Source organism: Sphingobacterium sp. UBA865 (assembly GCF_002295765.1).
GTDB classification, from domain to species: domain Bacteria; phylum Bacteroidota; class Bacteroidia; order Sphingobacteriales; family Sphingobacteriaceae; genus Sphingobacterium; species Sphingobacterium multivorum.
Window position 1 is genome coordinate 346,190 of sequence record NZ_DBGB01000012.1, and the last position, 24,668, is coordinate 370,857.

General features: G+C 43.9%; 25 protein-coding genes. 8 read left to right on the top strand and 17 right to left on the bottom strand.

The genetic code is table 11. The annotated features are described in order from the left end of the window. Nucleotide 1: 1 nt before the first annotated feature. From B2O97_RS06935 to B2O97_RS07000, 14 genes are all read right to left on the bottom strand, one after another. Nucleotides 2-3,016, bottom strand: coding sequence for a hypothetical protein (locus tag B2O97_RS06935; RefSeq protein ID WP_286767151.1), 3,015 nt, complete (start codon nt 3,014-3,016; stop codon nt 2-4). A gap of 1 nt (nt 3,017) precedes the next feature. Beyond that, entirely contained in the window at nt 3,018-6,944 is a 3,927-nt protein-coding gene (locus tag B2O97_RS06940) for a hypothetical protein (RefSeq protein WP_286767152.1), read from the bottom strand. Further along, nucleotides 6,937-7,449 carry a hypothetical protein gene (locus B2O97_RS06945; protein WP_286767153.1) on the bottom strand — a complete coding sequence of 171 codons (513 nt, stop codon included), beginning with the start codon at nt 7,447-7,449 and terminating at the stop codon, nt 6,937-6,939. The genes B2O97_RS06940 and B2O97_RS06945 overlap by 8 nt, the downstream gene beginning before the upstream one ends. Nucleotides 7,450-7,459: 10 nt before the next feature. Then, the gene (locus B2O97_RS06950) at nt 7,460-7,882 is read right to left on the bottom strand and encodes a hypothetical protein (RefSeq protein WP_286767154.1); all 423 of its coding nucleotides are present in this window, start codon (nt 7,880-7,882) and stop codon (nt 7,460-7,462) included. Then, a complete protein-coding gene (locus B2O97_RS06955) occupies nt 7,872-11,480 on the bottom strand; it encodes a hypothetical protein (protein ID WP_286767155.1) in 3,609 nt (1,202 codons plus the stop codon). Before B2O97_RS06955 ends, B2O97_RS06950 begins: the two co-directional genes overlap by 11 nt. Beyond that, nucleotides 11,473-11,673, bottom strand: coding sequence for a hypothetical protein (locus tag B2O97_RS06960; RefSeq protein ID WP_286767156.1), 201 nt, complete (start codon nt 11,671-11,673; stop codon nt 11,473-11,475). The genes B2O97_RS06955 and B2O97_RS06960 overlap by 8 nt, the downstream gene beginning before the upstream one ends. 11 nt (nt 11,674-11,684) lie before the next feature. After that, nucleotides 11,685-12,113 (bottom strand): hypothetical protein, encoded by a 429-nt coding sequence (locus B2O97_RS06965; RefSeq protein ID WP_286767157.1) that lies wholly within the window; start codon nt 12,111-12,113, stop codon nt 11,685-11,687. 65 nt (nt 12,114-12,178) lie between these two features. Continuing rightward, entirely contained in the window at nt 12,179-12,682 is a 504-nt protein-coding gene (locus B2O97_RS06970; protein ID WP_286767158.1) for a hypothetical protein, read from the bottom strand. A 24-nt stretch (nt 12,683-12,706) separates the two neighbouring features. Then, on the bottom strand, nt 12,707-13,129 hold the full coding sequence (locus tag B2O97_RS06975) for a hypothetical protein (RefSeq protein ID WP_286767159.1): 423 nt from the start codon (nt 13,127-13,129) through the stop codon (nt 12,707-12,709). Nucleotides 13,130-13,143: 14 nt separating this feature from the next. Then, nucleotides 13,144-13,653 (bottom strand): hypothetical protein, encoded by a 510-nt coding sequence (locus B2O97_RS06980; protein ID WP_286767160.1) that lies wholly within the window; start codon nt 13,651-13,653, stop codon nt 13,144-13,146. After that, nucleotides 13,650-14,174: a CHAP domain-containing protein gene (locus B2O97_RS06985; RefSeq protein WP_286767161.1), complete on the bottom strand. Its 525-nt coding sequence runs from the start codon at nt 14,172-14,174 to the stop codon at nt 13,650-13,652. The genes B2O97_RS06980 and B2O97_RS06985 overlap by 4 nt, the downstream gene beginning before the upstream one ends. Further along, nucleotides 14,174-14,662, bottom strand: a complete 489-nt coding sequence (locus B2O97_RS06990) for a phage holin family protein (RefSeq protein WP_286767162.1) — start codon at nt 14,660-14,662, stop codon at nt 14,174-14,176. Before B2O97_RS06990 ends, B2O97_RS06985 begins: the two co-directional genes overlap by 1 nt. A gap of 24 nt (nt 14,663-14,686) precedes the next feature. Beyond that, the gene (locus tag B2O97_RS06995; protein ID WP_286767163.1) at nt 14,687-15,574 is read right to left on the bottom strand and encodes a hypothetical protein; all 888 of its coding nucleotides are present in this window, start codon (nt 15,572-15,574) and stop codon (nt 14,687-14,689) included. Between the two features lie 59 nt (nt 15,575-15,633). Next, nucleotides 15,634-16,488: a peptidase gene (locus tag B2O97_RS07000; RefSeq protein ID WP_286767164.1), complete on the bottom strand. Its 855-nt coding sequence runs from the start codon at nt 16,486-16,488 to the stop codon at nt 15,634-15,636. Nucleotides 16,489-16,760: 272 nt separating this feature from the next. On the opposite strand from B2O97_RS07000, the gene B2O97_RS07005 reads away from it, so the two are divergent. The 8 genes from B2O97_RS07005 (at nt 16,761) to B2O97_RS07040 (ending at nt 23,256) form a co-directional block, all read left to right on the top strand. Beyond that, nucleotides 16,761-17,312, top strand: coding sequence for a hypothetical protein (locus B2O97_RS07005; protein WP_286767165.1), 552 nt, complete (start codon nt 16,761-16,763; stop codon nt 17,310-17,312). Then, on the top strand, nt 17,312-18,856 hold the full coding sequence (locus tag B2O97_RS07010; RefSeq protein WP_286767166.1) for a hypothetical protein: 1,545 nt from the start codon (nt 17,312-17,314) through the stop codon (nt 18,854-18,856). Before B2O97_RS07005 ends, B2O97_RS07010 begins: the two co-directional genes overlap by 1 nt. A gap of 16 nt (nt 18,857-18,872) precedes the next feature. Next, the gene (locus B2O97_RS07015) at nt 18,873-19,163 is read left to right on the top strand and encodes a hypothetical protein (protein ID WP_286767167.1); all 291 of its coding nucleotides are present in this window, start codon (nt 18,873-18,875) and stop codon (nt 19,161-19,163) included. Nucleotides 19,164-19,166: 3 nt separating this feature from the next. Beyond that, nucleotides 19,167-19,640, top strand: a complete 474-nt coding sequence (locus B2O97_RS07020) for a phage protein Gp36 family protein (RefSeq protein ID WP_286767168.1) — start codon at nt 19,167-19,169, stop codon at nt 19,638-19,640. An 8-nt stretch (nt 19,641-19,648) separates the two neighbouring features. Then, entirely contained in the window at nt 19,649-20,872 is a 1,224-nt protein-coding gene (locus B2O97_RS07025; RefSeq protein WP_286767169.1) for a phage portal protein family protein, read from the top strand. 98 nt (nt 20,873-20,970) lie between these two features. Further along, complete coding sequence (locus tag B2O97_RS07030; RefSeq protein WP_286767170.1) at nt 20,971-22,197, top strand: minor capsid protein; 1,227 nt, start codon at nt 20,971-20,973, stop codon at nt 22,195-22,197. An 88-nt stretch (nt 22,198-22,285) separates the two neighbouring features. Continuing rightward, the gene (locus B2O97_RS07035) at nt 22,286-22,813 is read left to right on the top strand and encodes a phage virion morphogenesis protein (RefSeq protein ID WP_286767171.1); all 528 of its coding nucleotides are present in this window, start codon (nt 22,286-22,288) and stop codon (nt 22,811-22,813) included. 11 nt (nt 22,814-22,824) lie between these two features. Next, the gene (locus B2O97_RS07040; protein WP_286767172.1) at nt 22,825-23,256 is read left to right on the top strand and encodes a hypothetical protein; all 432 of its coding nucleotides are present in this window, start codon (nt 22,825-22,827) and stop codon (nt 23,254-23,256) included. A 26-nt stretch (nt 23,257-23,282) separates the two neighbouring features. Here B2O97_RS07040 and B2O97_RS07045 read toward each other — a convergent pair whose 3' ends face one another. The 3 genes from B2O97_RS07045 to B2O97_RS07055 form a co-directional block, all read right to left on the bottom strand. Beyond that, complete coding sequence (locus B2O97_RS07045) at nt 23,283-23,444, bottom strand: hypothetical protein (protein WP_286767173.1); 162 nt, start codon at nt 23,442-23,444, stop codon at nt 23,283-23,285. 214 nt (nt 23,445-23,658) lie between these two features. Then, nucleotides 23,659-23,871 carry a hypothetical protein gene (locus B2O97_RS07050; RefSeq protein ID WP_286767174.1) on the bottom strand — a complete coding sequence of 71 codons (213 nt, stop codon included), beginning with the start codon at nt 23,869-23,871 and terminating at the stop codon, nt 23,659-23,661. A gap of 15 nt (nt 23,872-23,886) precedes the next feature. Then, nucleotides 23,887-24,639 carry a hypothetical protein gene (locus tag B2O97_RS07055; RefSeq protein WP_286767175.1) on the bottom strand — a complete coding sequence of 251 codons (753 nt, stop codon included), beginning with the start codon at nt 24,637-24,639 and terminating at the stop codon, nt 23,887-23,889. Nucleotides 24,640-24,668 lie beyond the last annotated feature (29 nt).

Here is a 24,668-nt window from a genome sequence, read left to right on the forward strand (position 1 = left end):
TTTAGCCTATTGCCCCAATTTCAAACCAATAACCTGCCGTAAAAATTTGACGAACAAATTGATATGTCCTATACTTACCAGAGGGGATGTTTGCAGAGGGTGCTTGGGAATTATCAATAAATACAAAATTATGTCCAGAACCCGCATTAATTGTTATCGTGACTGATCTTGCATTTTTTATAACAATGACTTGCCCATGATTTGGTTTTTCAGGCAAATTTGCGCCAACATGTTGACCTCCTATGATCACATTATAATCCCCGCGTGTAATCTGAACTAGACCTGATCCTTCTTCTATGCGGGCAGGTAATTCAATCCCACCTATTACCTTTAAGGATGATGCTAACACCCCATACTGTCCCCAACTCCACATCAATTGATTCATCGCTTGCATATCCATATCTTTATAATTGATCCCCATTAGGCCAGCTCTAGCATATCCGCCAAAAGAATCTTGTTCTGATGGTAAATTTTGATCAACCATACCGACCAATGAACCAGCATAGTCTATTCCTGTGGATGAAGGAAATAACTTTTCGTTTGCATTACGTGACAATATTCCGTTATTAGTAAATCTTACTCCATTATTATTACTGTTATCCGACCAGCTTTCTGTTCTGATTTGACCGTTCTCTACATCAAATATTCCAATTTTACCCTTCTTTAACCAAAAATTTTCGGCCTCGATGTACTGGGCGAAAAGAGCCACTACATCAATGATATCTGTCTTAATGTAGCCCCCCTGAATAATGGAAGTACCCAACTTTGCAATTTCGATAAGATCCTCATGAGCAAGCTCACCCAATGCGGAAATCAAACTGTCAGCATAGCCCTTTGCACTCTGCAGAGCATTTCCTGCAGCTGTATCGGCATGCTGCTTTGCTTCAAGAAGCTTCTGCGTTGCATCGTTAATCCGTGCCTGTTCCTCTGCGGAAACCAGCCCGTCTGCATAAGATTCGGCTACGATCTGCAATAGCTCGTCATTGGCCTCGGAATAAGCATTGGCTGCCTGAATCGCCTGCTGTTTAGCATCGTTCATCTGGCTTACGGTAGCGCCGCCGCCATTGACAACAATTTCTTGTACATTTAACCGAGCAGCATCGATCTGTCCGGTCTTTATCTGTGCTCCATGAATATAGGTCATGCCGCTTGTAAAACTGTAGTCGCGTCTGCCTTCAGATTCCGCATAGATCACCCCAACATTGAAATGATAAAAATTGGGTTCATCTTCCGTCCCCACGGGCGTCTGGGAAAGATGCCATGTTCCGACCAGGTCGATTGTGCTGCACCGCGCAGAAACATAATAAGGAACGTTCGGAACCAGATCGCTTTTTGAAAGCTGCGACATGTTCCAGATATAACCTATGCCCTCTATCCTGACTTCCAGGTGAACGAGCTGACCGGCCGAGATGATCACATGTTTGGGATCATCGCCGCTATTGACCTCGATCGTAACGCCATTAAGCAAAAAGTTTTGACTTTTTGCACCAATGGAAAGCATCAACGTTTCTATCGAATTTGGCTTGATCCGGCTTCCGTCAAAATAACCATCTGCATCAAAAACCAGATCTTGAAGCTGTCTCATACGCATTGCCAGCTTTCGGTCTTCCTCAATGCTCTTGGTGGTTCTCTGGGTAACGACCTGCTTGGTCTGCTTGATCTCATTTTCGACCTTCTGGATTCGGGTATAAGTTACCTCCTGACCGATCTCAGCGGTAAATACCATTCCCTGTGGCAAAAAATCTGGAAAGGTTGCCTTGTAACTTACAGAAGTCACTCTGAGATCCTCATTCAATCCTATTTTAGTGTCCGAGAACGGCAAGATATCACCTTCCTCGATTTCTACGCCATTTCGCTTAAGATCCAAAGGATCGAGTGGCGCTTCATAGACCACGCGCGGCACTTTGTTGCTATTAAGGTATTCAAGGCATTTGGCCTCTAATTCGGCGTTAGCTGCGTTAATATAGCTTTGTGGCATCCTTAGTCCTATCAATGTATATTTATCGCCTACAGCGGCCAATGTGGCGCCAAATGGCACAAGATTACCATTGTTGTCTTTGTTGGCCTCATAACGGATCGTTTTGCTCGTATGGGCGTATGAAAGCACCTTGAATTGCTGGCCGTTCAGCATACCGGATTTGAAGATGATATAAATATCCTGCCCGTCGATCCGAAGGCTATTCATATCGAAATCAATCGAGCTATCCGATATCGTATATTGATTGTCATTAATTTTGGTTACTTCGGTGACTGCACCCGTCCGCTTAGGGTAGATTTCTTCATCTTTAAACGCGCCTTCACGCAACCCATATTTTTGGATGGCGACAGGATCTTCTTTATATCCGTCCATTGTAAATTCTTTATAGGGATAGGATGCCGGAAGATTATTAGAACCGCCAACAGCATAAGCTCTCGTGACAATCCTTCCATTCTCTATTCTTTTTCGTGTAATGGAGTATAAACCATTGTCTTTGCCATAGCTGAGGGGATAGTTCCGGAATTTGCCAACGGTCTTTTTGATCGACATTTCTTTTCCCTTCATCTGCCACTCGCACTTTGCTCCCTCGCAAATCATATTCAGTGCCGTAAAATGATCGACCTTGTCGAAAGAGACGGCAAAAGGTTCAACGTCCTCCACTTCACCCAGCGTCCAGCCACTGTCCACACTGTTTAAAGATTCCAGAAACATGAACATAAAACCGTGCAGATCGTTAAGGTAATCAAAGGTCAACGCGCCTTCATCGCGCAGCAGAAAACGCTCTAGATTATGTCGGACACCCTCAAACACAAACGTGTATTCGAGCTTGTGATCTCGCTTGACTTCGGGAACATTATTGATTGTCATGACCTCATTTTTGTAGGTCAGCTTATCACCAATCTGAATTTCAATCGGTGCTACGGTTGCAAAATTGAAGACAAGATTATGCTCTGCCATTAAACGCTTTGTAAATGTACCGGCCAGTAGCGGCAGTGAGGTGATTACAACGTTATTTCTATAAATATCTATACCGTACATTTTAAGATAGTTTAGTTATTTCAATTAAGTTGATGCCTGGCAATTGGCCGCCAACGCTAGACCATAATCCAAGATCGACTGGTACTGCCCCATCAGAAACAGTCACTTGGATTTCAGCATTAAAATCCAGATTATTAAACCCTGTTATACTGTTGTCAGGAGTACAAACGACACGGCCTAATTCTGTAGCACCTTGGAACAGTCCGTAAAATGAATTAATCCGTTTACTCTCTGTATTAGCACTCAAGCCCGAATTGGAAGTATTCCAGAGAAATCTAAATCTGTATGTTCCTGCTGGCAAAGTCAATGAAAATCTTGCTTTTCTCTTTACATCAGCAGCCGTGCTGCTCACAGTTGTCATCACTTTGGCCATCGTTTGCAGACTGTAATTTCCACTTGCGACTGTCGCATCAAGATTACTGTTTTCGTAAGTATTACCAGCATTGAATATGTCATTTGCAGCGTAGAACGATGTATTTAAGTTAAAGTACATTCCAGCAGCGTTCGCTCCCGTTGTATCGACCAATTGAAGTGCGCCATAACCAGTATACGTTGCAAATTTCACCTGATTTGTTGTCAAACCTGCCGTAACCACCTTTGTGTTCGTATTATTGCTGGCTGCATTAAAGCCGATAAGTACAGCAACTGGAGGTGCGGTCAAAGTAATTGAATCGTTTACAACGCTAGATTCGCTGACAGCATTTTTAACCTGTCCGTAAAGAGTTTTTGCACCAATTGACGAAAATGTAAAAGTGATGTTTTCCGACCAAGGCAACCAAGCCGCTGCTGAAACTCCAGCAGATGTTTCGGCTAAGCGATAATGACTAGGTGTACCTGCACCTATTGTAAATGACACTTTAGGACTATAACCAGCAAAGGACGCCTGTCCATCTGCAAGTGCCATTGCCGTTGCCGTAACAGGTATAACCACATTGATCGATGAAGTTTTCACATCGGATTCGCTGGTTGAATTTTTAACCTGCGCATATAATGTCAATGTTCCACTGTTTAACCCCGAATTGTAATTGACCGTATCTCCAGTGTACGCAATCCAAGCAACCGAAGATAGATCAGATTGTTGTCCGATACGATAATGCGTAACCGTATTTACTGAAGTAAGCTTCACACTTACATTTCCTGACGCTGTAGCTTGATCGCCATTATTAATGGCAATCGATGTCAATATTGCCGAAACAGGATCAACATATTCAAAACTAGCATTAACAATGCTCGACGTTTTGTCCTCAACCTCATCCCGTATCTGGGCAAAAACAGATTTTTGTCCAAATGGCGTGGTAATGGCAAAATTAACTGGATTTGCCCCGAAAGGAATCCAGTTTACCGAATCGAAATTATTTGTTGCTGAAAGTCGATAGTGTGTTGGAATACCTGTATAATTTAGTGTTATTGGAACAGGTGAACCTGAAACCTGACCAGCCACTGTAATTGATAGTAAAGAAAGATCAGGTTTGGCTTTGTAAATCTGTGCAGATAGTACAAGCGACTCCCCATAAGCATTTTTAAGCTTGACATATATCGTTTTGGTATCGAACGCTGCCGACAGTTCATAACTTGCAGGAGACACGAAAGCAATCCAGTCAGCACCTATAAAATTACTCGACTCACTCACCAAATAATGTGTCGGCGATGTACCAGTGAACAGCATAGTAAGGGAAACAATACTTTTCTGTGTAGTACTTGCCCCGTTTTCGATCTTGAAGTCGGCAAATGTTGGTGCCGATGAATATACGTTTAAACGGTCGACAAACGGCTGTCGCAAAGAGGGCTTAAGCTGGCTGACCATGTACATTGCATCATCATAGACGTAATCAGCATTAGGAGATGCCTCAAACGCTGCCGTATATTTTTCCGCCCTAGTGAGAAGATCTTTACTAAAATTAAGATTTACCAATAGCTCACCTGTATTGACCGCATAAGAAAGCCCGTCAGTATTAGAAGAGACCGAAACACCATTCAATGAGGACACTCCAGATAACAGACAAGAAACTTCACTGAACCAGAAGCGTGGCATTTTTGGAAAATACAGTTTAAAGGTTACTTCGTTAATACCCTCACTCTTTATAATAGTGGCATTGTTTGTCAGATACCAATATTCATATACTTCGTCAACACTTGCAAACCATATCTTGTCATCACCGATGGCTCCAAAGCTGTCATTGATCCTTTTAAACATCTGGTAATCGCCGACGTTGGTTCTGTGCGAAGCTCCGATCAGCCAATAGATATTATCCAGATTGGCCGTATCGCTGAAAGACTGTAAGATATTAAATACCTGATCGGCATAATCCGAAGCTCCCGAAAACAGCCGCTCGACAGCTATCTGGCTTTTATTTAAAGTGAACCCAGAACGATATGGATAAGCTTTTTTGATTAGAGGGTCTCCGCTCTGTGCTGTATTCATCATAATATCACTGATGTTCTGCGAAAGGGCTAAATACCTATGATCTCCATTGGGTTCAGCAACAATTTTGGGGCTGTCATTTATGTATTCAATAAATTTAGCTTTTGTATCAGCAAACCACTGGTTGAAATTTTCCTGTGTTACAGATGAACCATCATATCCATTAAAATCGTGATACAGGACACTATAACCAAAGTCTTTATACAGACTCCATTCACGAGCGGACATCCAAGGGTAATTTTTTCCAACATTGCCGTCTGTGCTGTATTGGTCATGCAATTTGTCTGGCCAAACAGCGATACTGGTTGCAAATCTGCGTTTATTTCCTGCCCCATCGGTAAATTCCAAAGGGTATTCAGGTGTAAAACCTTCCGTAAAGTCGGGCGATATTGGAAAATTCAGATGAAGATAAAACTGCATGGTTGTAGCAACCCATCTTTTATTGATGCCCGAAAAATAAAATTGATAGATAGAATTTGAATCGTCGGTTATATAGCTGAATGCAAATTTTTTATTGAATTTTAATTTTGGAAAACGAAGATCAATAGAAGATGTATCTGCACCTTCTGGCACACGTACAGTAAATTCTACGACATTTCCATCATATTTCAAATATTCCAGATTAAGCAGCATGTAAACTGGGTCTGCGCTGATAATATTTTCCAAGCATTTAACCTCGATAATTGTTTTGAATTGACTATTAACATGAATATTCTCAATGCTATATTTAGTGTTGAAATAGTTCCCAAAAATCTTCTTCCCCGTACTTACCGAAGTTTTAGCAATATTCAAGAACAAGCCATATCCCAATGGCTCATCGCTCAATACATATTCTTTTATCACACCCTGTTGTATAGGTAATGCGTTTAGCTTGAAAGTGGTCGAATAGATAGGCATGTACTCACCGCCATAGCTGTATGTTCCTACCGTACGTTCCGATTCAGCGATATTGACAAGGTTCTCATCTGGCACAATGATTTCAATCTGTCCAGAATCATTCGGCACAACAACCTGACCGTTCACGGATATATTGAGTACGTCGCTATTTTTTCCGTTCGTTACCGAAAATAGTTGAGTAGTACCATCACTGAAGGTAATTGTATAGTTATCCTTCAAACCAGTGGACGATGTCATTTCGATTTTTAATATTGATCGAAAGGACAATGTAGCACTGTCGGTAATCTCCCATGTTTTATTAGAACCATCCCAGAACAATTTTACTACACTGTCCTTTTGTAGTATAAATTCATTATCGCCGTAAACCAATGTCCTGCCATTGGCACCGCCATAAACTTCTACATATTTATTGGCAGTGCCTAAAGTAGGCAGTGTGTTACCAGTGATCTTAACAGCATCCCCGATTTTCTTTCCTGCTTCATTGACGATAAGGGCAAAATCGACATTGCCGACTTCGCCTGTTTCACTATCGACACCCATGATCGAACTGACTTTAGCTGCATCAAGTATCGGCGGTGTCTCGCCATCATATTTTATATAATCACGCATGATATTTCGTTTTTACTAAAATCCTTTTATTGTCATTTATAATGATGTGCCGCCCCTTGTTGTCCGCCAGATACCGGAAAACATAAGTTGGCAGCACGTGGTTATTTTCAAGTTTGAGTACAAAAGACGCAGAGGTCTCACCGGTCAGGCTTTCATTGAGCAGCTGCCAGTCCGAGATCTCGATCAGCCGGAGCTTGTAGGATTCTCCCCACTCCAGCACCTGCATATCAAATGGCTCGCTGATCAGATCCAGAAAGTCCCGTCTCTTTTCTCTATAGTCGGCCATATTTTCACCCACCATCAAAAAAGGGACTTCAAGTGTCTGGGGCTCATACACAAGGCTGTCATTCTCATCGTAATCGCGTCCAGAAGTATCTTCCCATTCATTAAAAAAAGGGATACGTGGCTTCGGAGGCTGTTCAAGAACGGAAAGCCCACCGTCCAGAAGATAGACCCCAAATGTCTCTACGGTGTCGTAGCTCTGAATAAATACATCTATTGCCATTGCCTAACTTTTAAGTACGGTGATTATTTTCCAGTTTAAGAACGAAACGGGCGGAGGTCTGCCCATCAAGAGCGATCTCCAAAAGCTCCCACGATACAGTTTCCACATACCGAAGTTTAAAACTCTGGCCAATGCCGGAGAATGTGACATTCAGTTCGGCATTTTTGACAATCAGAGCCATAAACGCATCTTTGTTTGTCTTATAGTCCGCCAAGTTTCCCGCTATGATAAAAAATGGAACTTCCAATATCTGTGGGCTGAAAACAATCGGTGAAGTTGTATCATAGTCCCTTCCGGAGCTATCTTCCCATTCATTAAAGAATGGCTGTCTGGGTGTCGGTGGCAACTGAGGTGCATCGATCCCGCCTTCCTCCAGATACACACCAAAATCATTTTGAATATCAACTGAGTCGATTGTGACTTTAACCTGCATAATAACCCCCTTTCGTATTGTCTTTAATTGCTTTTAAATGGTCAACAGCCTGAACCAACTGTTCAACTGTGCCTCTTGTATGGCCCTCGATCAATTTTAGCACACGAACCTGCTCCTGCATTGCCTCATAAGATTTGGCCTCAAACTCCAGTACTTTCTGAACATTCAGAAGATGCTGTTTTGAGATATCAAGATTCTGCTTTGAAACATCGAGATGGGCCCTAGAAATACCTGTAAATTCAGAGGCTGTCTGCTCGCTTACACGGTCGATACCCTCACTTTTTACCGATGAACTGGCATCACCCTTTATTGTACCATAAGTACCTTCGATAATCTTTAAAGCATCTAAGCCCTCTTTAACGATATCACCATATCCCTTTTTAAAAGCATCGATCTCACTCTGATCAAGGCCGTCCTTTGAATCTTCCCTGAATTTCTTGACAAGCTCCTGCAATGGTTCCTCCAGAACTGTCGCCGACATAGCAGAGAGCAGCGCATTTTCCACGATGGAATTGATATCATCGCCAAAGTCTTCAAAGGCGCGTTTTCCTTCCTTTATGCCTGATATGATACTGGATGCTATTGAATCGGAAGTTGCACCGCCCGACATCTTGTCAAGCAGCTGCTTTTCCATATCGTCCCACGCATCCCCGATGCTGTCGATCTCCTCCTTATTCTTTTTGAGTTCCTCAAAAAGTTTCTTCGTAGCCTCTGTCAGTTTATTTGATGTGTAAAGCTTTTCTAGCTGCTCATAGGTATATCCTGACAGACCGGCCGTGATATCCACGACGCGTGTTTTCTTTCCGACACCAAGGAAACCGCCATATTTCTCAGTTTTCTGACCGGTGATCTGCTCACCCTCTGACTGGATGCGTTTTAATATCGAGTTGTAATCATTTGTGGCCTGAGTAGTCTGCAACGTTAATAGCTTCTGTTGGAGCCCAATCTGTTCAAGTGTCAGCTGGTTGATATCTTCATGCTCTCTGGCGCGTTCACGCAATATCCGGTTGTATTCGTATTCACCTGTCAGAACGCTTTCCTGATATTCCTTCATCTGTTTGGCCGCCTGACGTGCCGATTCCTTGGCAGCACCGAAAAACTTGATCACGCCGCTGGCCACGCCAGCAACCGCGCCGACCATTGAACCAATGGGGCCAGCTACTCCAGCAACGGCAGAGATCCCACCAAGTAAACCACCTGCAGCGCTGCTGCCACTTTTTTCTTTGGTGTCTTTATAGCTCTTGTAATTGTCAAGCCCTTTGTTCATTGCTGTGATGCTTTCACCGATCTGTACGGAGGAGGCCAATATACTGCCTACAGCAGTCAGCATATTCCCTAGTCCTTCATTGACTCCGGAGATCTCCTGACCCATCTGGTTGAATGCTCCGGACATCTGCATGATCCGATCCGGTAAACGGGCATCGAGCGCCTTTGTCGTATCCTTAAGAGCGTCTTTAAGTTTTTTGAGCATTTCGGGTGAAATATTCACACCCGAAGCCAGCAACTCTTGAATGTCTTTGATCACTTTTCGGGCCTGAGCATCAGTTAATCGTTCGATACCATCAAAGAGATGCTTTACGGATTGGAGACGGTTGATATTCTCATCATCAAGCTGTTTAAGTTCCTCATTGTGCCTGCGGTCAAATTCTGCAAGCTCGGAATCGCTAGAAGTCTTTACAATACCTGCCCGCTCGGTTTCATACTTATTGATTAGGTTCTTTCGCTGCTGATCGTAAGTGACCATCATGGCCAAAACTTCAACCTGCTTTTTCTTTTCCGCCGCTACGGCCTCATCCTTTTCCTTATTGATAACCTTAGCGCGGTCAGCCTGTTGATCTGTAGCGGTGCCGGCTGTCACGGCATTAATAGCATCAGCCTCCTTTGTAGCAACAGACTGGATATAATCGACGTATTTCTCAAACCCGCCGAGTTTATCCTTATATACTGCATCAGCCTTTTCCTTTCCCAGTTTGGCCACATAGTTTTCGTACTCGGTAAAGAGTTTCTTTTTCTCTTCGATTTCCTTGACAGTTTTTGCCGTGCTCTGGTTGTAAGCAAGCTGCTCACCGGCACGTTTTTCGATTGGATCTACCTTCCCAATATCAATAAGTTCAACAGGCTGGTAACCTTTTTTACCCTTGTTTTTATCGTTGTATTTTTTAATCTTCTCATTTTCCTCTGTAATGATCCGTCTTAATTCAGCAAACTTATCCTTTAATGCCTGTACCTCTGCGGCATCGGATGCCATCGATTTACGGGCATATTCTTTGTCAAGTTGAAGGATCTTATTGAGCATTTCCTCCCGACCGTTCACGATCTGGTCGAATAGGTTTTCCATCCTGTCGGTGGTATCCTTATCTTTTTTAGGATCATCACCGAAAACAGAAATACCCATTTTGGACGCATACTCCTGAGCTTTACGCATAAAGTTGTTGGAGATATCAAGCTGTTTTTTCTCCGCATCTTCATGAATTTTGAGCTGTTCATCTTTTCTGGCTTCAGCAAGTTTTTTAGCGTTGTACTGCGCGTTTTTAATATCGGTCTGGCTAACATATCCACTGGTTCCGGTTCCAACAGGGATCTGCTTGTCCATCGTTTTTTCGAACTCTTTGAGTTCTTTCATACGCGTTTTCTCCGCTTCGACAGCTTCTTTGGCAGCATCGGCAAGGGCAATGTTCGCCGCTGCCTTATACATCATCATCTTGACGTAATTGTTGGCATTGGCGATCAAAAAGCGTTCGACCTGATCCAAGGTTTTAACCTCACCCGTAGTCCGGCCAATCGTCTTATTGTATTCCTCTACAACCTTCTTCTTTTCAACAAACCCACCTTTGGCCATATCAACAGCATTGCGCAGTCGCTCGACATCCATAATGGCCTTGGAATAGGAATTGTCATCCATCGCCTTGTTGAGTGCTTCTTTTGCGGCTTTTAACGCATCCAGTCCTTTCTTTCCCGCAAAGAGCTGAACGACCCATTCGCCGATCTCTTTACCGAAGACCGTAAGCAAAGTGATACCAACAGACATCGCGGTATTCCATGAAAAAAGGCTCGTGGTTAATTGCTTCCATAACGGCACACCTTTCTGACCACTGGCCAGCAGGGCCTGATTTTCGTTCCTTATTCTTCCGATATCGTCAAAGAGCATCGGAAGGTTGTTGGATATCGCCATGAATCCGGTCTGAATACTATATGTAAATGCAGGCATCTCCCTGCTGATCTGATTGATCGAGTTCTGGAGGCTGTTCCATTTTTGTGCAGGTACTTTGGGGGCTGGAATATCAAGCCCCATCGCCTTGATCTTGGCCATTTCTTCCCTGACTGCCGCGAGCTTGGCATTATATGCTGCGATCTCAGTAGGATCAAAAGAGGTCGCCACGACTTTGGCATATTCCTCAGCTTCCTTTCTCAGCTGTTCGTAGTTTTTGGCCAAAAGAGAAACCTGCTGGCTACTTGACTGAAAACCGGAGTTTACTTTGTCCTCCACTATTTCAATGGTCTGGCCAACGCCCTCGATATTCTTACGGGCCTGATCCAAACCAGCCTTTAACTGATTATTGTCAATATCCCAACCGATCTCTAAGTTTAGTTTATCCATTGCCTAAACGTTTACGATGTTCTTTTAATTCTGATTTTGATACCGTCTGAATGATATCCTTCCGTTTGACGAGCTTTACTGTATCTGCCATATACATCTGTAAGTTGGCCCATGAGATCTGTTCAAGCATGTACTCGTGGCTCCATCCTTTTTTATCGCTCAGCTGGTTCAATAATCCCCAAGGGCTATGCATCCCGACAGGGACTAACTCCTCTTGGTCTTCTGGCCCAGTCTTGGTACTGTGATCATTTTCATTCTTACCAATCTGGTAGTAGTCATAAAATCCTCGATCCCTCCATGAAGGATCGCAAGCTGCAGGAGGGTCAGCGCTTCTTTGGGCTGCATGTTTTCCTCCAGATATGCTGCCATTGGTTTCATGAAAAACCGTGTCCGGATCTTTCCCACCAAAAAAAGGCAGGCAAGTGCGCGATAGATATATTTACCGTATTTGACATTGAAAAGCAGTGCATCTTCAATGGCAATTTTCTCCAGTTTATCCACAGACAACTGACAGAGCAGATACTGATAGCCCATACGTTTGAGCGCTCCTCCAGTGGGCGCGCGAAGTGTTAGCCCGATCCGCTTTATACGCAGCAACCTCAACAAGAAAGGGGCGCGAACTAGCACCTTCACGCCCCTTTGCAATAGAGTCTCAGTTGCATGCAGCTCAATTTGATTTGCATCCATAAGTTTTAAAATTATGCGTCGGTTTCTCTCCAAGAACTTACACCTGCAACACCGGTACTCATCACCGAAGCAACTACCGGAATAACGGCCACGTCGGAATCATTCGGATTCCAAGCGTCACGCGCAGCGCAAGAACAATTCGGCGCAATAGCTTGTGATCCATCTTCGAACGTTAGACGGATTGCTTTTTTTGTAGAGGTGACAGGGGTTTCCGGTTCATTCCACATATCTTTTGATTGTACAGTTGTGACTGTACCACCTAACCATTTCACTTTACTGGCAGCAGATCTGTCGAAAATGCTGAACGCAATTGTTTTCGTTCCTGGTCTGGAATAGCGGATAACTTTTGCATTGGGATCGCCCTGAGCATAGTGTTCAGTCTTCGTAGCTTCTGGGCGGTCGATGACACAGGTATCCTGATAAACTTTTTCCTCTACCCAGTCCGTTACCTCTCCGGTTACTGGGTCCATTGTCCCAGTTTCGAACTTCAATAGTCCATATTGGTATTTAGCCATTGTTTAAGATTTTACGTGAATAAATTATTGATCACTCCCTTTGCCGTTACCGGGATTTTCCGTCCCTACATTTTCGCCGGTTTTACCGCCTGCCTTCTCAGCATCCCTGGCAGCAACCTCCGCTAAACGGGCCAATTCATCATCGATCTTTTTCTGGATCGTTTTAGCTTGGGCAGTTTTGTTGGGCAGCGCACCGAATAGCTCCTTATGCTTATCTCGAAGGGCATCCAGTTCCTTGTCCTCGTCATTTTCATCGTCTGACTTAACCGGTGTGATATAATCCGAACGGATCTCCTTGATGACCTCCTTGTCTTCAAGGGTTTTGGCATGTGTGCCAGCATCTGCAGCCGTAAAGAAGATCTGATCATCCGAGGTGACATGCAGTTCAGTAGCTTTGGGATAGGTTCCGAAAGCATACGTCAGTTTTTCTTTTCTTGTATTTCCCATGATTTAAATGAGTTTTAAAAGCATTTTAATTTTGATTTAACCTTGGTCACCATCCAGTAACCAAAAAGTAGTACGGCTGCAATAGCCAGCAGCCATACATACCACGGGATTTTGGTACCCTCGACCTCTTTTTGGCGGTCATATTCCATTTTATGTAGAGAGGTGTCCGACCGTCTGCTATCGCTCGTTGAGATAGCAGTGGTATCACCCTCCCTTGAGGTCTGATCTGAACCGGATTTCTTCTGGCCCTGGTTAAGGATACCGGCCTGATCTGCCTTTCCCTCGATCCGTCCATCCGGATGGATAATGCCCGAAAAGTTTTCAAACCGCATTCCGATCTGCCAGATACTGTCCAAAGTGGATGACGTGCTGTTTACCCTGTAGATCCCGCCCTTTACTTCGATGTTACTTTTTTCAATGTTGCTTACGGTACTGTCAACAGTACTCTTGTGCTCTTGACTTTTTCGGGTCCGGCAACCTGACAGGGCTAAACACGCCAATACGATCAAACCTGCTTTTTTCATGATAATTCAATCGGATAAATGAATCCTTTGAGGTTCAGTCCGGATGCCGTCCTGTCCCTATTTATTGTCCGGGCTTTAATGGCAACCCGGTCGCCTTCTCTGCTTCCGCTGGCATTGGTATTGCCTTCTATGCAGTACATGGTATTGGTTTTAAGATCAAAGGAAATTACAATCCCGACATGACCATTACCTGAGTTGCCATGCTGCCATACAACTATGGCACCGATAACCGGCACATCAGATACCTTGAAGATCTTATCGGCTTTAGCATTATTGTAGGTAGCAAGTGCGCCGCCGTTGAAACGGTCTCTCACTACAGCCGAGAGCTTTACATCATTTTTATACGCTTTCGTATAGATGAGCTTCGTAAAATAGGCGCACCAAGCATAAGACTTTTGCCATCCTACGGATACCAATTCCTTTTCAAAATTTGGATCTTTAAAACCGGAGTTACCAGACTTTTCAATCTGTCCATCGTACCATTTGGCAGCTGCTACAATAAATTCGCTTGTCTTTCCCATTACTTAAATAGATTATTGAGCTTATCCTGGATCTTCACGATCCAGTAGGTCTTTTCCTTACCTTCGATAATCGCCCAGTTTTCGATGATTGAAATGATATTCTCGGTTGCGATATGGATCGCCAGATACACGTGCAGCCAATCGAAAAACCAGTATCCGACATTGCTGTCCTTCGCTTTGAAGCTCTCGGCAAATGAGTTGCTTACAAAGAGTACAACCAGATAACAGGCCATTTTAAGGCTGAACCGGCTCATCTTTAGTGAGCTTGTATTCACCTTCAGCTTTTTGCTCGCCCAGAAACCCGTAAATACTTCGCATGCCATGATCAGCACAAAAGCGATTGTTGCCAGGATATCCAGTCCAATGATTTTATAGGTAGCAACCGAAAAAGCACTGAACGAGATCGTAGCCATCGTTAAGGAGTACTTAACGGAAGGGAATAGAGAGCTGACGAGTTCCGACCAGCCCTCAAATTCGAATGTCTTCAATAGTTTTCCGACGAACCCCATGATCTACGCTCCGGTATAAATTGCTCCGATAGCCTCCTGCTTGATCGGCAATACGATGAAGTAATGGCGATAAGCGATATAGTGTGCTTGTTGCGTGGTGGTCGGTAGATCATAGTATTGTTTTAAAATACCTGTCTTTTTACCTACGTTTTCGTCGTGATAAGCGACTGTAGCTTGCTGATCAGTAGCGCCCGGAATAGCTTTATAAGCTAATTTCACGCCTGCAGTAGTGAAATAAGGATTTGCTACATACTGATAAATTTTAAAGCCTGCCAAGAAACCGCTAACAATACCGGTGTTTTTGTCTGCATATAGGGCAGCGGCATATTCTTTGGAGGTCAAAAGCTTATTGTAATGATCTGTCGCCAATACCAATCGACGGCCATCGGAAGGAACTTCCATCTTGTCGAATTTGCCTTTTAATGCAACAATAGCGTTATATACGTCCTCTGCAGTGTAAGCTGCTGGCAATTTGATCAGAGGAGTACTGGCTGTATCACTCGAAGGAGCAAGCGCGTGGATTGCTTTTTTGAATTTATCGCGATTGATCGCACGGACGTGCCCTTTTGTGGCCGAGTCGATTTTGTTATAAGAAGCACCCAAAGCTGCATCTTCTGAAATACGGGTCGGTTTAGTCTGGAACTTGTCCAGATTGATGGTCTTTGAACCATCGGTATGGTCCTGAACCTCTAATGGATATGTGGTATTGTTTACTAGTACGTCAACCGTAAAGGTCTCGATCGGGACGTGAATTGTGTTGTTGTCCGTTAAGGGATCAACCATAATAGCGGCATCCAGTTCCGGGATACCATCTAAGAAGTCAGCCTGATGAGCAGTAGATAATTGTTCCCTTACTCTGGACTGCCATGCCTCAGGAAAATTTTGAGCCATTGTGTTCTAGTTTAATAGTGAAAAAATGTTGTTAATAGGTAGTGCCAACGCCAATCGTACTACTCTGCGAATAAGGCCATATAACCGGCCGCATTACTGTTTTTAAATACCAGTTGCTGATCCGTTGAGAGTTTGAAAAACTCTTCTTTGGTCTTGGGATCCGCACCAGGTACCGGGTTTTGTGTGTTTGTGTTGTTGGCTCCGAGCTTCACTGCCTTTGGAAGACCTTCAATGATCTTTTTGGCGGCACTCAGGCCCAGTGCTGCAAAGGTTTCTTTCTGCTCGCCCATGATCTGGCCATCGGTAACGGCCTGATCAAGCATGGCCGATAACTGCACGTTTTCCTGCTCCTTTATGGTAGCTTCCAGTTCTTCGCGCTTTTTCTTTTCCAGAGCGTGCGCAGTTTTCTCCGCATTGAAAGCTGCTGATAATTTGATCACAGCACCTTCGACATCTTCCGGAGAGTCAGCATTGAGCAAACCATGAGCGGTCAATGCCGCCAATGCGATTGCATTTGAAATGATTTTTGACATAGTGTTATTTGATTTGATTTCAGGTTTGACCTCGATTTCCGGGGCTTTTACAGCGGAAGCAGATAACATGAAGGCTTTGACCTCCTCTTCATTGACCTCTTTGCCATCAGCAAAAAGTTTGACAGAAAGGCTGTTTTTGTTGGATGGGATATCCACAAGGCTAGCCTCCCAGACCTCGGCATATTTCATCCATACTTTGCCGGTTTCGTCCTGTACGAATTCGGTCTTGTCGGTAACGGCAAGATAAAGTGACGCACCTATAATGTAACCTCGTTCGTATTTACCAGCCAGTTTAGCTGAATCCGGATCATCTACATCAAACTCCGGCTCGGCTGTCAGCTGTGGGCCTTCGAATTTCCAGTCCAGCCATTTGCCGTGCACCTGGCCGCGAATGTGCATATATAAAAGCACGGGATTGCCGCCATTAAACCGTGACATGTCCAAGGTTGCATGATCTACATAAAATCCGTGGTGATTGGGGACGGACTGATCACTCAGTATTACTCTTTTAGCCATGTTGCTTCTCTGTTATTTCCGTTTTGGTGACACAAAGAAATCCAATAACAAGCCCTTATTTAAATACCTGGGCAAGGTCTGGCCAACTAATTCAAATCCAGTGTTTTTTGCGGGAATTTTGACCGAAAAGGAGAATTATGGCATTATCAAAAACACAGCAGAAGGAGTATGCAAAGACTCTTTTTGTGAAAGAAGATCTCCATCAGAAGATCATCGCCGAGCGTGTCGGAGTGACCGAGAAAACCATCGGTAAATGGATCAGCGACGGGGGCTGGAAAAAGATCAAGACGTCCATGCTCATTACCAAGGACAACCAGATCGCAAACCTATATGATCAGCTGGAGAAGATGAACGAAGAGATCAAAAACAGGCCAACGGTCTATGATATTCCGCTCAGCCTGTTAAAACCCGCAAAGGTCAAGGATGCTGAAGGGAATGAGCAATTGCACTACCATGAGTACAATCCAAAAGACTTTCCGGTGAAATTTTCAAACTATCCGACCTCTGCGGAGGCTGATATCATTTCCAAGCTCACCTCTTCCATTGGTAAGCTGGAGACTGAGACCGGTGTGGGCCATACCATTGAAGTGGCCAAGAAATTAATTGCCCTCATCCAGCAGGATGACTTTGCCCTTGCCAAAAAGGTGACAGGCTGGTTTGATGTGCTCATCCAATCCCAGGTAAAATAATGGCAAAGCAATCCGATAAAAGGCATCTCGAAGACTGGCAGAAGTTTAGAGATAATGTCACCCGCGCGACACCTGTAGATCTAACCGAACCTCCTGAGGTAAAGAAGCAACGTATTGCCCGCCTGGAAGCGGATCCGGAATCGTGGTTTAAATATTACTTTCCAAATTTTTATACGTCCGAGCCGGCACCATTCCATAGGGAATCGACCGATATCGTCCTGAACAATATGGAGTATTATCTGGTGCGCTCGTGGTCACGTGAGCTCGCTAAGTCGGCTCGGACGATGATGGAAATCCTGTACCTGGTGCTTACCGGGAAGAAATTTAATGTATTGCTTGTTTCAGACTCTTTTGAAAACGCTAAGCGTCTGCTACTGCCTTATAAGATCATCCTTGAAAGCAACAATCGCATAATCAATGATTATGGTCTACAGCAGACTCTCGGAAGCTGGGAAGCCCACGAATTTAAGACGAAGTGTGGAGCATCGTTCCGGGCACTGGGTGCAGGGCAATCACCGCGCGGTACCAGGAATGATGCCGCACGTCCGGATGTAATTTTGATCGATGATATCGACACGGATCAGGACTGCAGGAACAAGGATATCATCAAAGAGAAATTTGAATGGATCGAGTCAGCACTGATTCCGACCCGGTCTATTTCAGTACCGCTTCTGGTCATCGCCTGTGGTAACATTATCGCCAAATATTGCTGTATAACCGAGATGGCAAAGACTGCCGACCGGCATGAGATAATCAATATCAGGGATAAAAAAGGCCGCAGCACATGGCCTACCAAGAACTATGAGGCAATGATCGACCGTGTACTGAAGAGCATCGGCCGTACCGCCAGACAGCGAGAATACTTTAATGATCCGATCATCGAGGGTACAACTTTCACGAAGGTAAAATACACCAAAGCACCGGCTTTGAATACCTGTGAAATGGTTGTGATCTATGCCGATCCGTCAACATCAAATAAGGATAAGCCCCAGGGTAAATCAAAGGGACAGCGGTCCTATAAATCCGTTCAGGTTATCGGCTTCAAAAACCACCGCTTTTACACCTACTGGATCAGGCTACAACAGGTGGGTAATATCAAGTTTGTAAAATGGCTCTATGCCGCGCACCAATTCTGCAAGAATCAGGGACTTGACACTATTAGTGTATGGATCGAAAATAATAGCCTCCAGGATCCCCACTACCAACAGGTCATCAAACCACAGATTTATGCCCATGCCGAAAAGGAATGTATACCGGTAATACCTGTAAGGTTGGATAGAAGGGACAAACCGGACAAATTCGAACGTATTGACGGAACCTTGCAGCCACTGGATGAGGAAAACAATATCTGTTTTGACGAAAGCTTGGAAGGAACAGAAGACATGGAGACCATGGAGGGGCAATGGCTGGCCGTTTCTCCGGACTGTAAGACGATGGATGGTCCTGACTGTAACGAGGGCGGTACCTGGATAATCCGGGAACGTAAAGGTTCCAAACCTCCGGCAAAGCACAGCTTTGGGGCGAGGACTTCACAGAAATTTTAATCAACAATTAAACACCATGAAAAACACATTTAAAATCTTGGTAGTAGGTGCCGGAATATTGGCCTTTTCTACCGCTCTGACCACAATGGCCGCCCAAAAGGAGGTGCCGATCATTTTAAGTACAAAATCCAACCATGTGACCGAGGTCGCACGACAGTTCGAGGTTCCCCGGCCAGTTTACCGATATCCTGCAGGCCTCACGCCAAAAGAGTATGGTATGCTTTACGGTAATGGCAAGAGCCGCAAGCATAAGACCAACAAGAAGCATAGGAGCCGCCTCTTGAGTATCAGAACATCAAAATTTTAAGCCATGCCATTTTTAAGTAAAGAAGAATTAAAGACGGTCATCCGTCTGGAGAAAGTTGTCCGTATCGCAAACTCCGATGACGAAACAATATCCAAGGCAATCAACACGGCAATCACTGAGGTTGGATCGCGGCTTACCCCAAATAAAAAAAAGGCATGGCTGGACGGGCGTATCGTTTATGATATTCCAGCAATATTCGCCCAGCAGGGTGAAGACCGAAATCCCCTGATACTGGACATTACCAAGATCGTTGCCGTCTGGTGGTTGATCGTGCAGTGCAATGCGGGGGTAGAATACGAAACTATCAGGGACAGGTATGGCGCTGCCGTCGAATATCTAAAAGATCTGGCCGGCGGTGAGGCGACGGACCTGACCCTGCCCATAAAACAGGAGCCCGTAGACGATCAGGGTAATCCGATAGGAACGGAAAAGCCATTCAGCGCGGGGTCAAATAAAAAATTCAATCACTATTTCTAAAAAATGTTATGTCAACAAATAGTAAAATAGGAAATGTAGTTCCGGCATTTAAACAGGTATTGCCCTGGAGACTTAAAAGCGTGACACAGACACGTCAGGATATCCAGTCATGGCGAAGGGCACTGGCCATGTTCCAGAGCGTGGAGCAGCCGACAAACTGGGTATTGCAGATACTTTATAACAATATCCGGATGGATGCACTTTTGAGCTCCCAGATTGAGAACCGAAAGGACCAGACCTTTTCAAGTGAGTTCGAGATCCAGAACGCAGACGGAGAACTGGATGAGGAAGCAACAAAAAAACTATCCGAGTCACTGGCATTCGGACAGATCATCGATGCTATTCTCGAATCCAAATTGCTTGGTTACTCGATGATCCAGCTTTCGGTCCAGAGCGGTATCCTGCAGGTGGAGGACCTGCCGCGGACAAATATCATCCCACAGACAGGAATGTTCTATGAGGATTATGTCGAGCTATCCGGAGCCAGGCAATACAGAGAGATGCGCGAATATGGCAGCTTCCTACTGGAGTTCAATAACCTAGTCATGCATAAACAGGAGTTTGGAATACTTAATAAAGTGGTTCCCCACGTCCTGATGAAGAGATTTACGCAATCATGCTGGTCAGAGCTCTGCGAGATTTACGGTATACCGCCAAGGTTTATGAAGACCATGACGAACGATCCGTCCATGATGGCCAGGGCCGAGCAGATGATGCGCGATATAGGTAGTGCGGCATGGTACATTATCGATAAGGATGAGGATCTGGAGTTTGCAAATGGAGTTGCGACAAACGGTGATGTTTACAAAAACTTCATCAATTTCTGTAACAACGAGATCTCGCTCCTGATCACGGGCGCGATCATCGGACAGGACACAAAATTCGGCAGCAACAACAAAGATGCCTCAGCTCAGGAAATGCTCTGGCAGAAAGTACTGGCCGACCAGCGCTTTATCGAGCAATGGATGAACGATGTGGTCATGCCGGCCCTGGCTAAACATGGTATCGTCCGGCAGGGCTCCAAAATGAAGTACAGCGAGGCAGAGGATACAAATAAACTTTTTGAGTACGCCATGAAACTACTTACCCACTACGACATTGATTCCGAGTGGATCGAAGAAAAGTTCGGCGTACCGGTACTGGAAAAAAAAACCGATCCGGCCGATGAAAAAATAGATCCGGAAAAAAAAGGTAAATCACTCGCAGCACTTCAGCCCGGTTTTTTCGACTAAGCCCCTCAGAAAGGACTACCTCTCTGGGAGGGCTTACCCTGGCAGCAGTCGATAGCTATTATTGCTGTGGCCATGATCATGGAAGTGTTCAGCTTGCTGTGGCAGGATCGGAAGAATATCGGGATTACCTGGAAACTATCATCAGGGAAATCTGGGAAAAGAAGGCACTGGAAAGGGGCTATGATCCGGAGCTGATCAAAAGCTATGGGGAGCAGCTCAGCCGGGCTATTGACAAGGGATATCCGAAAACGGAAACGCAGTTCGGTATTGTAGATGAAATGAAAATACATTCACTCAAAAAGAACGTATGGCAATTCTCCGCCGCAAAAACCTATACGCAATTAAGAGATATGTCGGACGCGCTGGTAGGTCCGGATGGAAAACTCCGCAGCTTCGATGATTTCCGGATACAGACCGTTCTGATGACCGGTAAGCAGCTCAAGCATCTAAGAACGGAATATCAGACTGCAGTATCAGGTTCCCAAATGGCTAGTAAGTGGGTGGATATCCAGAAGACAAAGGATATTTATGGGTTACTTGAATTTGTGGCCGTAGAGGATGATCGGACAACGGCTTTATGTATGTCACTGAGCGGTGTTATAAAGCCGGTAGATGATCCTTTTTGGATGCAGTTCTACCCGCCCAATCACTACAACTGCAGGAGTACTGTTAAGAAGGTTCGCAAAGGGGACATTACTCCGGACGATCAGATCGTAAAGCCTGACATACCGGATATCTTTAAGGTGAATCTTGGAGAGCGCGGGCTTGCATTTCCCGAGGACCACGCGTATTTCATGGGAACGCCAAAACAGGTACTGCAGGAAGCAAGGCAGTATTTTCCATATGCGATGCAGTATGATATATTGAATGAGGATAATGATGGCCTGACCGGGATCGTCCGCCAGCATTATAGGATAGACATGAATGCCAGTGATTACGCTAGGCTGCTAGAGATTGCCAAAGAAAAGGCAGCAAAAGAAAACGTGAAAGTGGATATCATGCCAACATTGGGAAGGGAGCAGGACAGGGCGCAGCGGTCTATTATCTTTCCGGATGCCAAACCCAACAAGAGCCCGGACCTGAGGATAGACAAGATTCTATGGGAAGAGGAACATGTGACCAAGCCATCACGGCGCGCAATAAAAGGAGCCATCGAAGCCGGAGCAGCACAGGCAAATCATATTATTGTCAGTATTGATGACGCTATTGATATTGACTTTGAATTTGATAAGGTTGTAGCGATAAAATTTGGCGATTATCCTGAATTGCAGACTATCATATTTAGTCATAGGGGAAACCAATATAGATATGACAGGAAACAATAAAAAGTAAAAGCAGATAAAGGTTATTTATCTGCTTTCGGCACGGTCGCCAGCTTGCGCCGAACGTCCGTACAGCAAATATACAAACATTATGAGCAACCAGCAAAATATCGCAGATTTTTTCAAAGATTTTGAGAGAAGGGTGAACTACGTCAAAGAGGCCCTGCCTGAAATTGTAGGTACAGAAGTTGTAAATTCTGCACTGGATAATTTTAAAACCGAATCATATTTCGGTGAAAAATGGAAAGAACGGAAAGATAAAAAGAACAAGAAAAAGCTGCTGGTAAATACGGGGACATTACAGAGGAGCCCGCGGGTTATTTTATCTTCCCCCGGCATGGTCACTGTAGGATCGGATGTACCTTATGCGGAGGTCCATAATGACGGAGGCACGATCAGCCGGGCTTCAAGATCTGAGACCTTTATAAGGAACAGGTATAAGAATGGATCAAAAAAAGGCAGGTTCAAAAAAGGCACAACAGATGGTCAGGGACAGACTTATAAAGCATACTCATACAGTATGCCCATGCGAAAATTTTTGGGACCACATCCGAAATTGAAAGCTCATCTACAGGAAACTATAAAAGATTTTACGTTTGAACAATTAATGAACCACTAAATAATCAACTCATGAAAAAGCTATTTCTATTCCTGCGCGCTAGGATTACACCATTAAATTCGATCCGCTGGGTTGACCTGGATAAAGGTCAATTGAACAAGTACGACACAAGACCCTCGATCGACTTTCCGGCCGTACTGTTAAAAGTGGAATACCCGAATACAACAAAACTGTCAGGCCCATTGCAGCAGTGCAATGCCATTGTCACTGCGACTGTTGTTTTTGACTTTATGGACGATACCAGTAGCATCACAGAAGAGCAGACACTGATGCAGTCACTGGAGTGTTATGATATCGCGGACGAAGTGCACAAGCTGATCCAGGGTGCAATGGATGTCAATGTGATCAGAACACCGTTAGATTGCTTATCTGTGCGGGATCCCAATCGCCCCGATAAGATCAAAACGCTCATCTATTCCTACAGCACAAAAGTTATTGAATAAAAAAAGCCTGTGCAGATCTGCACAGGCTAAAAAAGTACGAGCTGCGTACTGTTATACTCGCTCGGCTTCATCCCTTTGATGTTTTTCCACGTAGAGTAGGATATGAAGATGTTGTGCTTTGGAAAATGATTGGCCACAATCCGTGTGTCGGGAAGATCGGGCTCCTTAACTGAACGATATACTTTCATAATATATTGCACATTTTTAAGGTAATTATTCCGATTATATGACATAGGTAGCGTTAAGTTATAAAATATGACTATGGTCAATAAAATTATGATATAGCTATAATCTATATTATAAGCATGCAAATATACTAAATATTATATAACAAAAAAGCCTCTGACTTTTACTTCAGAGGCTTTTGCTTACCTTTTGTTTAACGATCAATCAACCTGTCCATTATTCAACGTTTTCGTGGCCGGACATGCTACTGTACAGCACTTCAAGATACTGGATTAAATTTCTAAAATCAACCGCCGACATATCCTTTCCTTTGAATTTGATACTGACCTTATCAGGCCGCTTATCCTTGATCCTAATACCCCTTGGGCTTTGAAACATATCCATTTTTATGGTGCTCAAACCATAAGAAAGTTTTATTTTTCCTTTCATCTATAATGCTTATTCTTAGGTAGTCAATTTCTTGATGTTATTCCCTGTAGCTTTATTAATATTGTAAATTATAGAAAGTTTCAATAATTGTTCGTCAGTAATCTCAGCTCTAATATATCTTTTCAGATTTGCTTTTGAAACTAATAAAGCGATAGTTTCAGCATCACTATCTGCAATGCTGTCACTGGTAAAGTCTTTTGCGGTATATCCGACAACGATCATAAAAAATTGAATTTCCGGAATTTCTAACAATGGTTCAAAGTTGTATAAAGAAGGAAGCGCTATATCAGTTGCTGCCTTCATAGCCCTTGCATTTGCGTTTAATCTTAGTGTATTATAGTTATAATCGGAGTAAACACTTGTTTGTACGAATGTTAATTTATTATTGTAAGTTGCGAAGGTACTTGGGAAATTATTTACATCCGCTAATTTTATAACTCCTTTACTTTCCCCAAAAGATGAAATTCCTTTATAGTATTCAGCAATTTGACTTTTATATTTACTTAATAGACGCCATTCATCTTTGTAAGTTTTATCTTCTTGATATACTTTAATAAAAGGGTCAATTAGCTCAGAAGCACGTTTCGCTTCAAATGTCTTTGGGGTAGATAATAGAGACATACTATTATAAATTCCACATCTTGATATCACCATGTCAACTGGCGATAAAGTTTCATAAGCATTTTTTACGGGAGCCTTTTTTTTGGTTTGGGCATTCCCAAGTGTTATGCTTATTAGAGCAATTAAAAAAAATAATACTTTTTTCATTATTTGTGATTTTAGATTAATAAACGCAA

Excerpts from the sequence above, each read along its gene's own strand:
- B2O97_RS06935 (WP_286767151.1), bottom strand. The coding sequence starts at position 3,016 with ATGTACGGTATAGATATTTATAGAAATAACGTTGTAATCACCTCACTG.
- B2O97_RS06940 (WP_286767152.1), bottom strand. The coding sequence starts at position 6,944 with ATGCGTGATTATATAAAATATGATGGCGAGACACCGCCGATACTTGAT.
- B2O97_RS06945 (WP_286767153.1), bottom strand. The coding sequence starts at position 7,449 with ATGGCAATAGATGTATTTATTCAGAGCTACGACACCGTAGAGACATTT.
- B2O97_RS06950 (WP_286767154.1), bottom strand. The coding sequence starts at position 7,882 with ATGCAGGTTAAAGTCACAATCGACTCAGTTGATATTCAAAATGATTTT.
- B2O97_RS06955 (WP_286767155.1), bottom strand. The coding sequence starts at position 11,480 with ATGGATAAACTAAACTTAGAGATCGGTTGGGATATTGACAATAATCAG.
- B2O97_RS06960 (WP_286767156.1), bottom strand. The coding sequence starts at position 11,673 with ATGCATAGCCCTTGGGGATTATTGAACCAGCTGAGCGATAAAAAAGGA.
- B2O97_RS06970 (WP_286767158.1), bottom strand. The coding sequence starts at position 12,682 with ATGGCTAAATACCAATATGGACTATTGAAGTTCGAAACTGGGACAATG.
- B2O97_RS06975 (WP_286767159.1), bottom strand. The coding sequence starts at position 13,129 with ATGGGAAATACAAGAAAAGAAAAACTGACGTATGCTTTCGGAACCTAT.
- B2O97_RS06980 (WP_286767160.1), bottom strand. The coding sequence starts at position 13,653 with ATGAAAAAAGCAGGTTTGATCGTATTGGCGTGTTTAGCCCTGTCAGGT.
- B2O97_RS06985 (WP_286767161.1), bottom strand. The coding sequence starts at position 14,174 with ATGGGAAAGACAAGCGAATTTATTGTAGCAGCTGCCAAATGGTACGAT.
- B2O97_RS06995 (WP_286767163.1), bottom strand. The coding sequence starts at position 15,574 with ATGGCTCAAAATTTTCCTGAGGCATGGCAGTCCAGAGTAAGGGAACAA.
- B2O97_RS07005 (WP_286767165.1), top strand. The coding sequence starts at position 16,761 with ATGGCATTATCAAAAACACAGCAGAAGGAGTATGCAAAGACTCTTTTT.
- B2O97_RS07010 (WP_286767166.1), top strand. The coding sequence starts at position 17,312 with ATGGCAAAGCAATCCGATAAAAGGCATCTCGAAGACTGGCAGAAGTTT.
- B2O97_RS07015 (WP_286767167.1), top strand. The coding sequence starts at position 18,873 with ATGAAAAACACATTTAAAATCTTGGTAGTAGGTGCCGGAATATTGGCC.
- B2O97_RS07020 (WP_286767168.1), top strand. The coding sequence starts at position 19,167 with ATGCCATTTTTAAGTAAAGAAGAATTAAAGACGGTCATCCGTCTGGAG.
- B2O97_RS07025 (WP_286767169.1), top strand. The coding sequence starts at position 19,649 with ATGTCAACAAATAGTAAAATAGGAAATGTAGTTCCGGCATTTAAACAG.
- B2O97_RS07035 (WP_286767171.1), top strand. The coding sequence starts at position 22,286 with ATGAGCAACCAGCAAAATATCGCAGATTTTTTCAAAGATTTTGAGAGA.
- B2O97_RS07040 (WP_286767172.1), top strand. The coding sequence starts at position 22,825 with ATGAAAAAGCTATTTCTATTCCTGCGCGCTAGGATTACACCATTAAAT.
- B2O97_RS07045 (WP_286767173.1), bottom strand. The coding sequence starts at position 23,444 with ATGAAAGTATATCGTTCAGTTAAGGAGCCCGATCTTCCCGACACACGG.
- B2O97_RS07050 (WP_286767174.1), bottom strand. The coding sequence starts at position 23,871 with ATGAAAGGAAAAATAAAACTTTCTTATGGTTTGAGCACCATAAAAATG.
- B2O97_RS07055 (WP_286767175.1), bottom strand. The coding sequence starts at position 24,639 with ATGAAAAAAGTATTATTTTTTTTAATTGCTCTAATAAGCATAACACTT.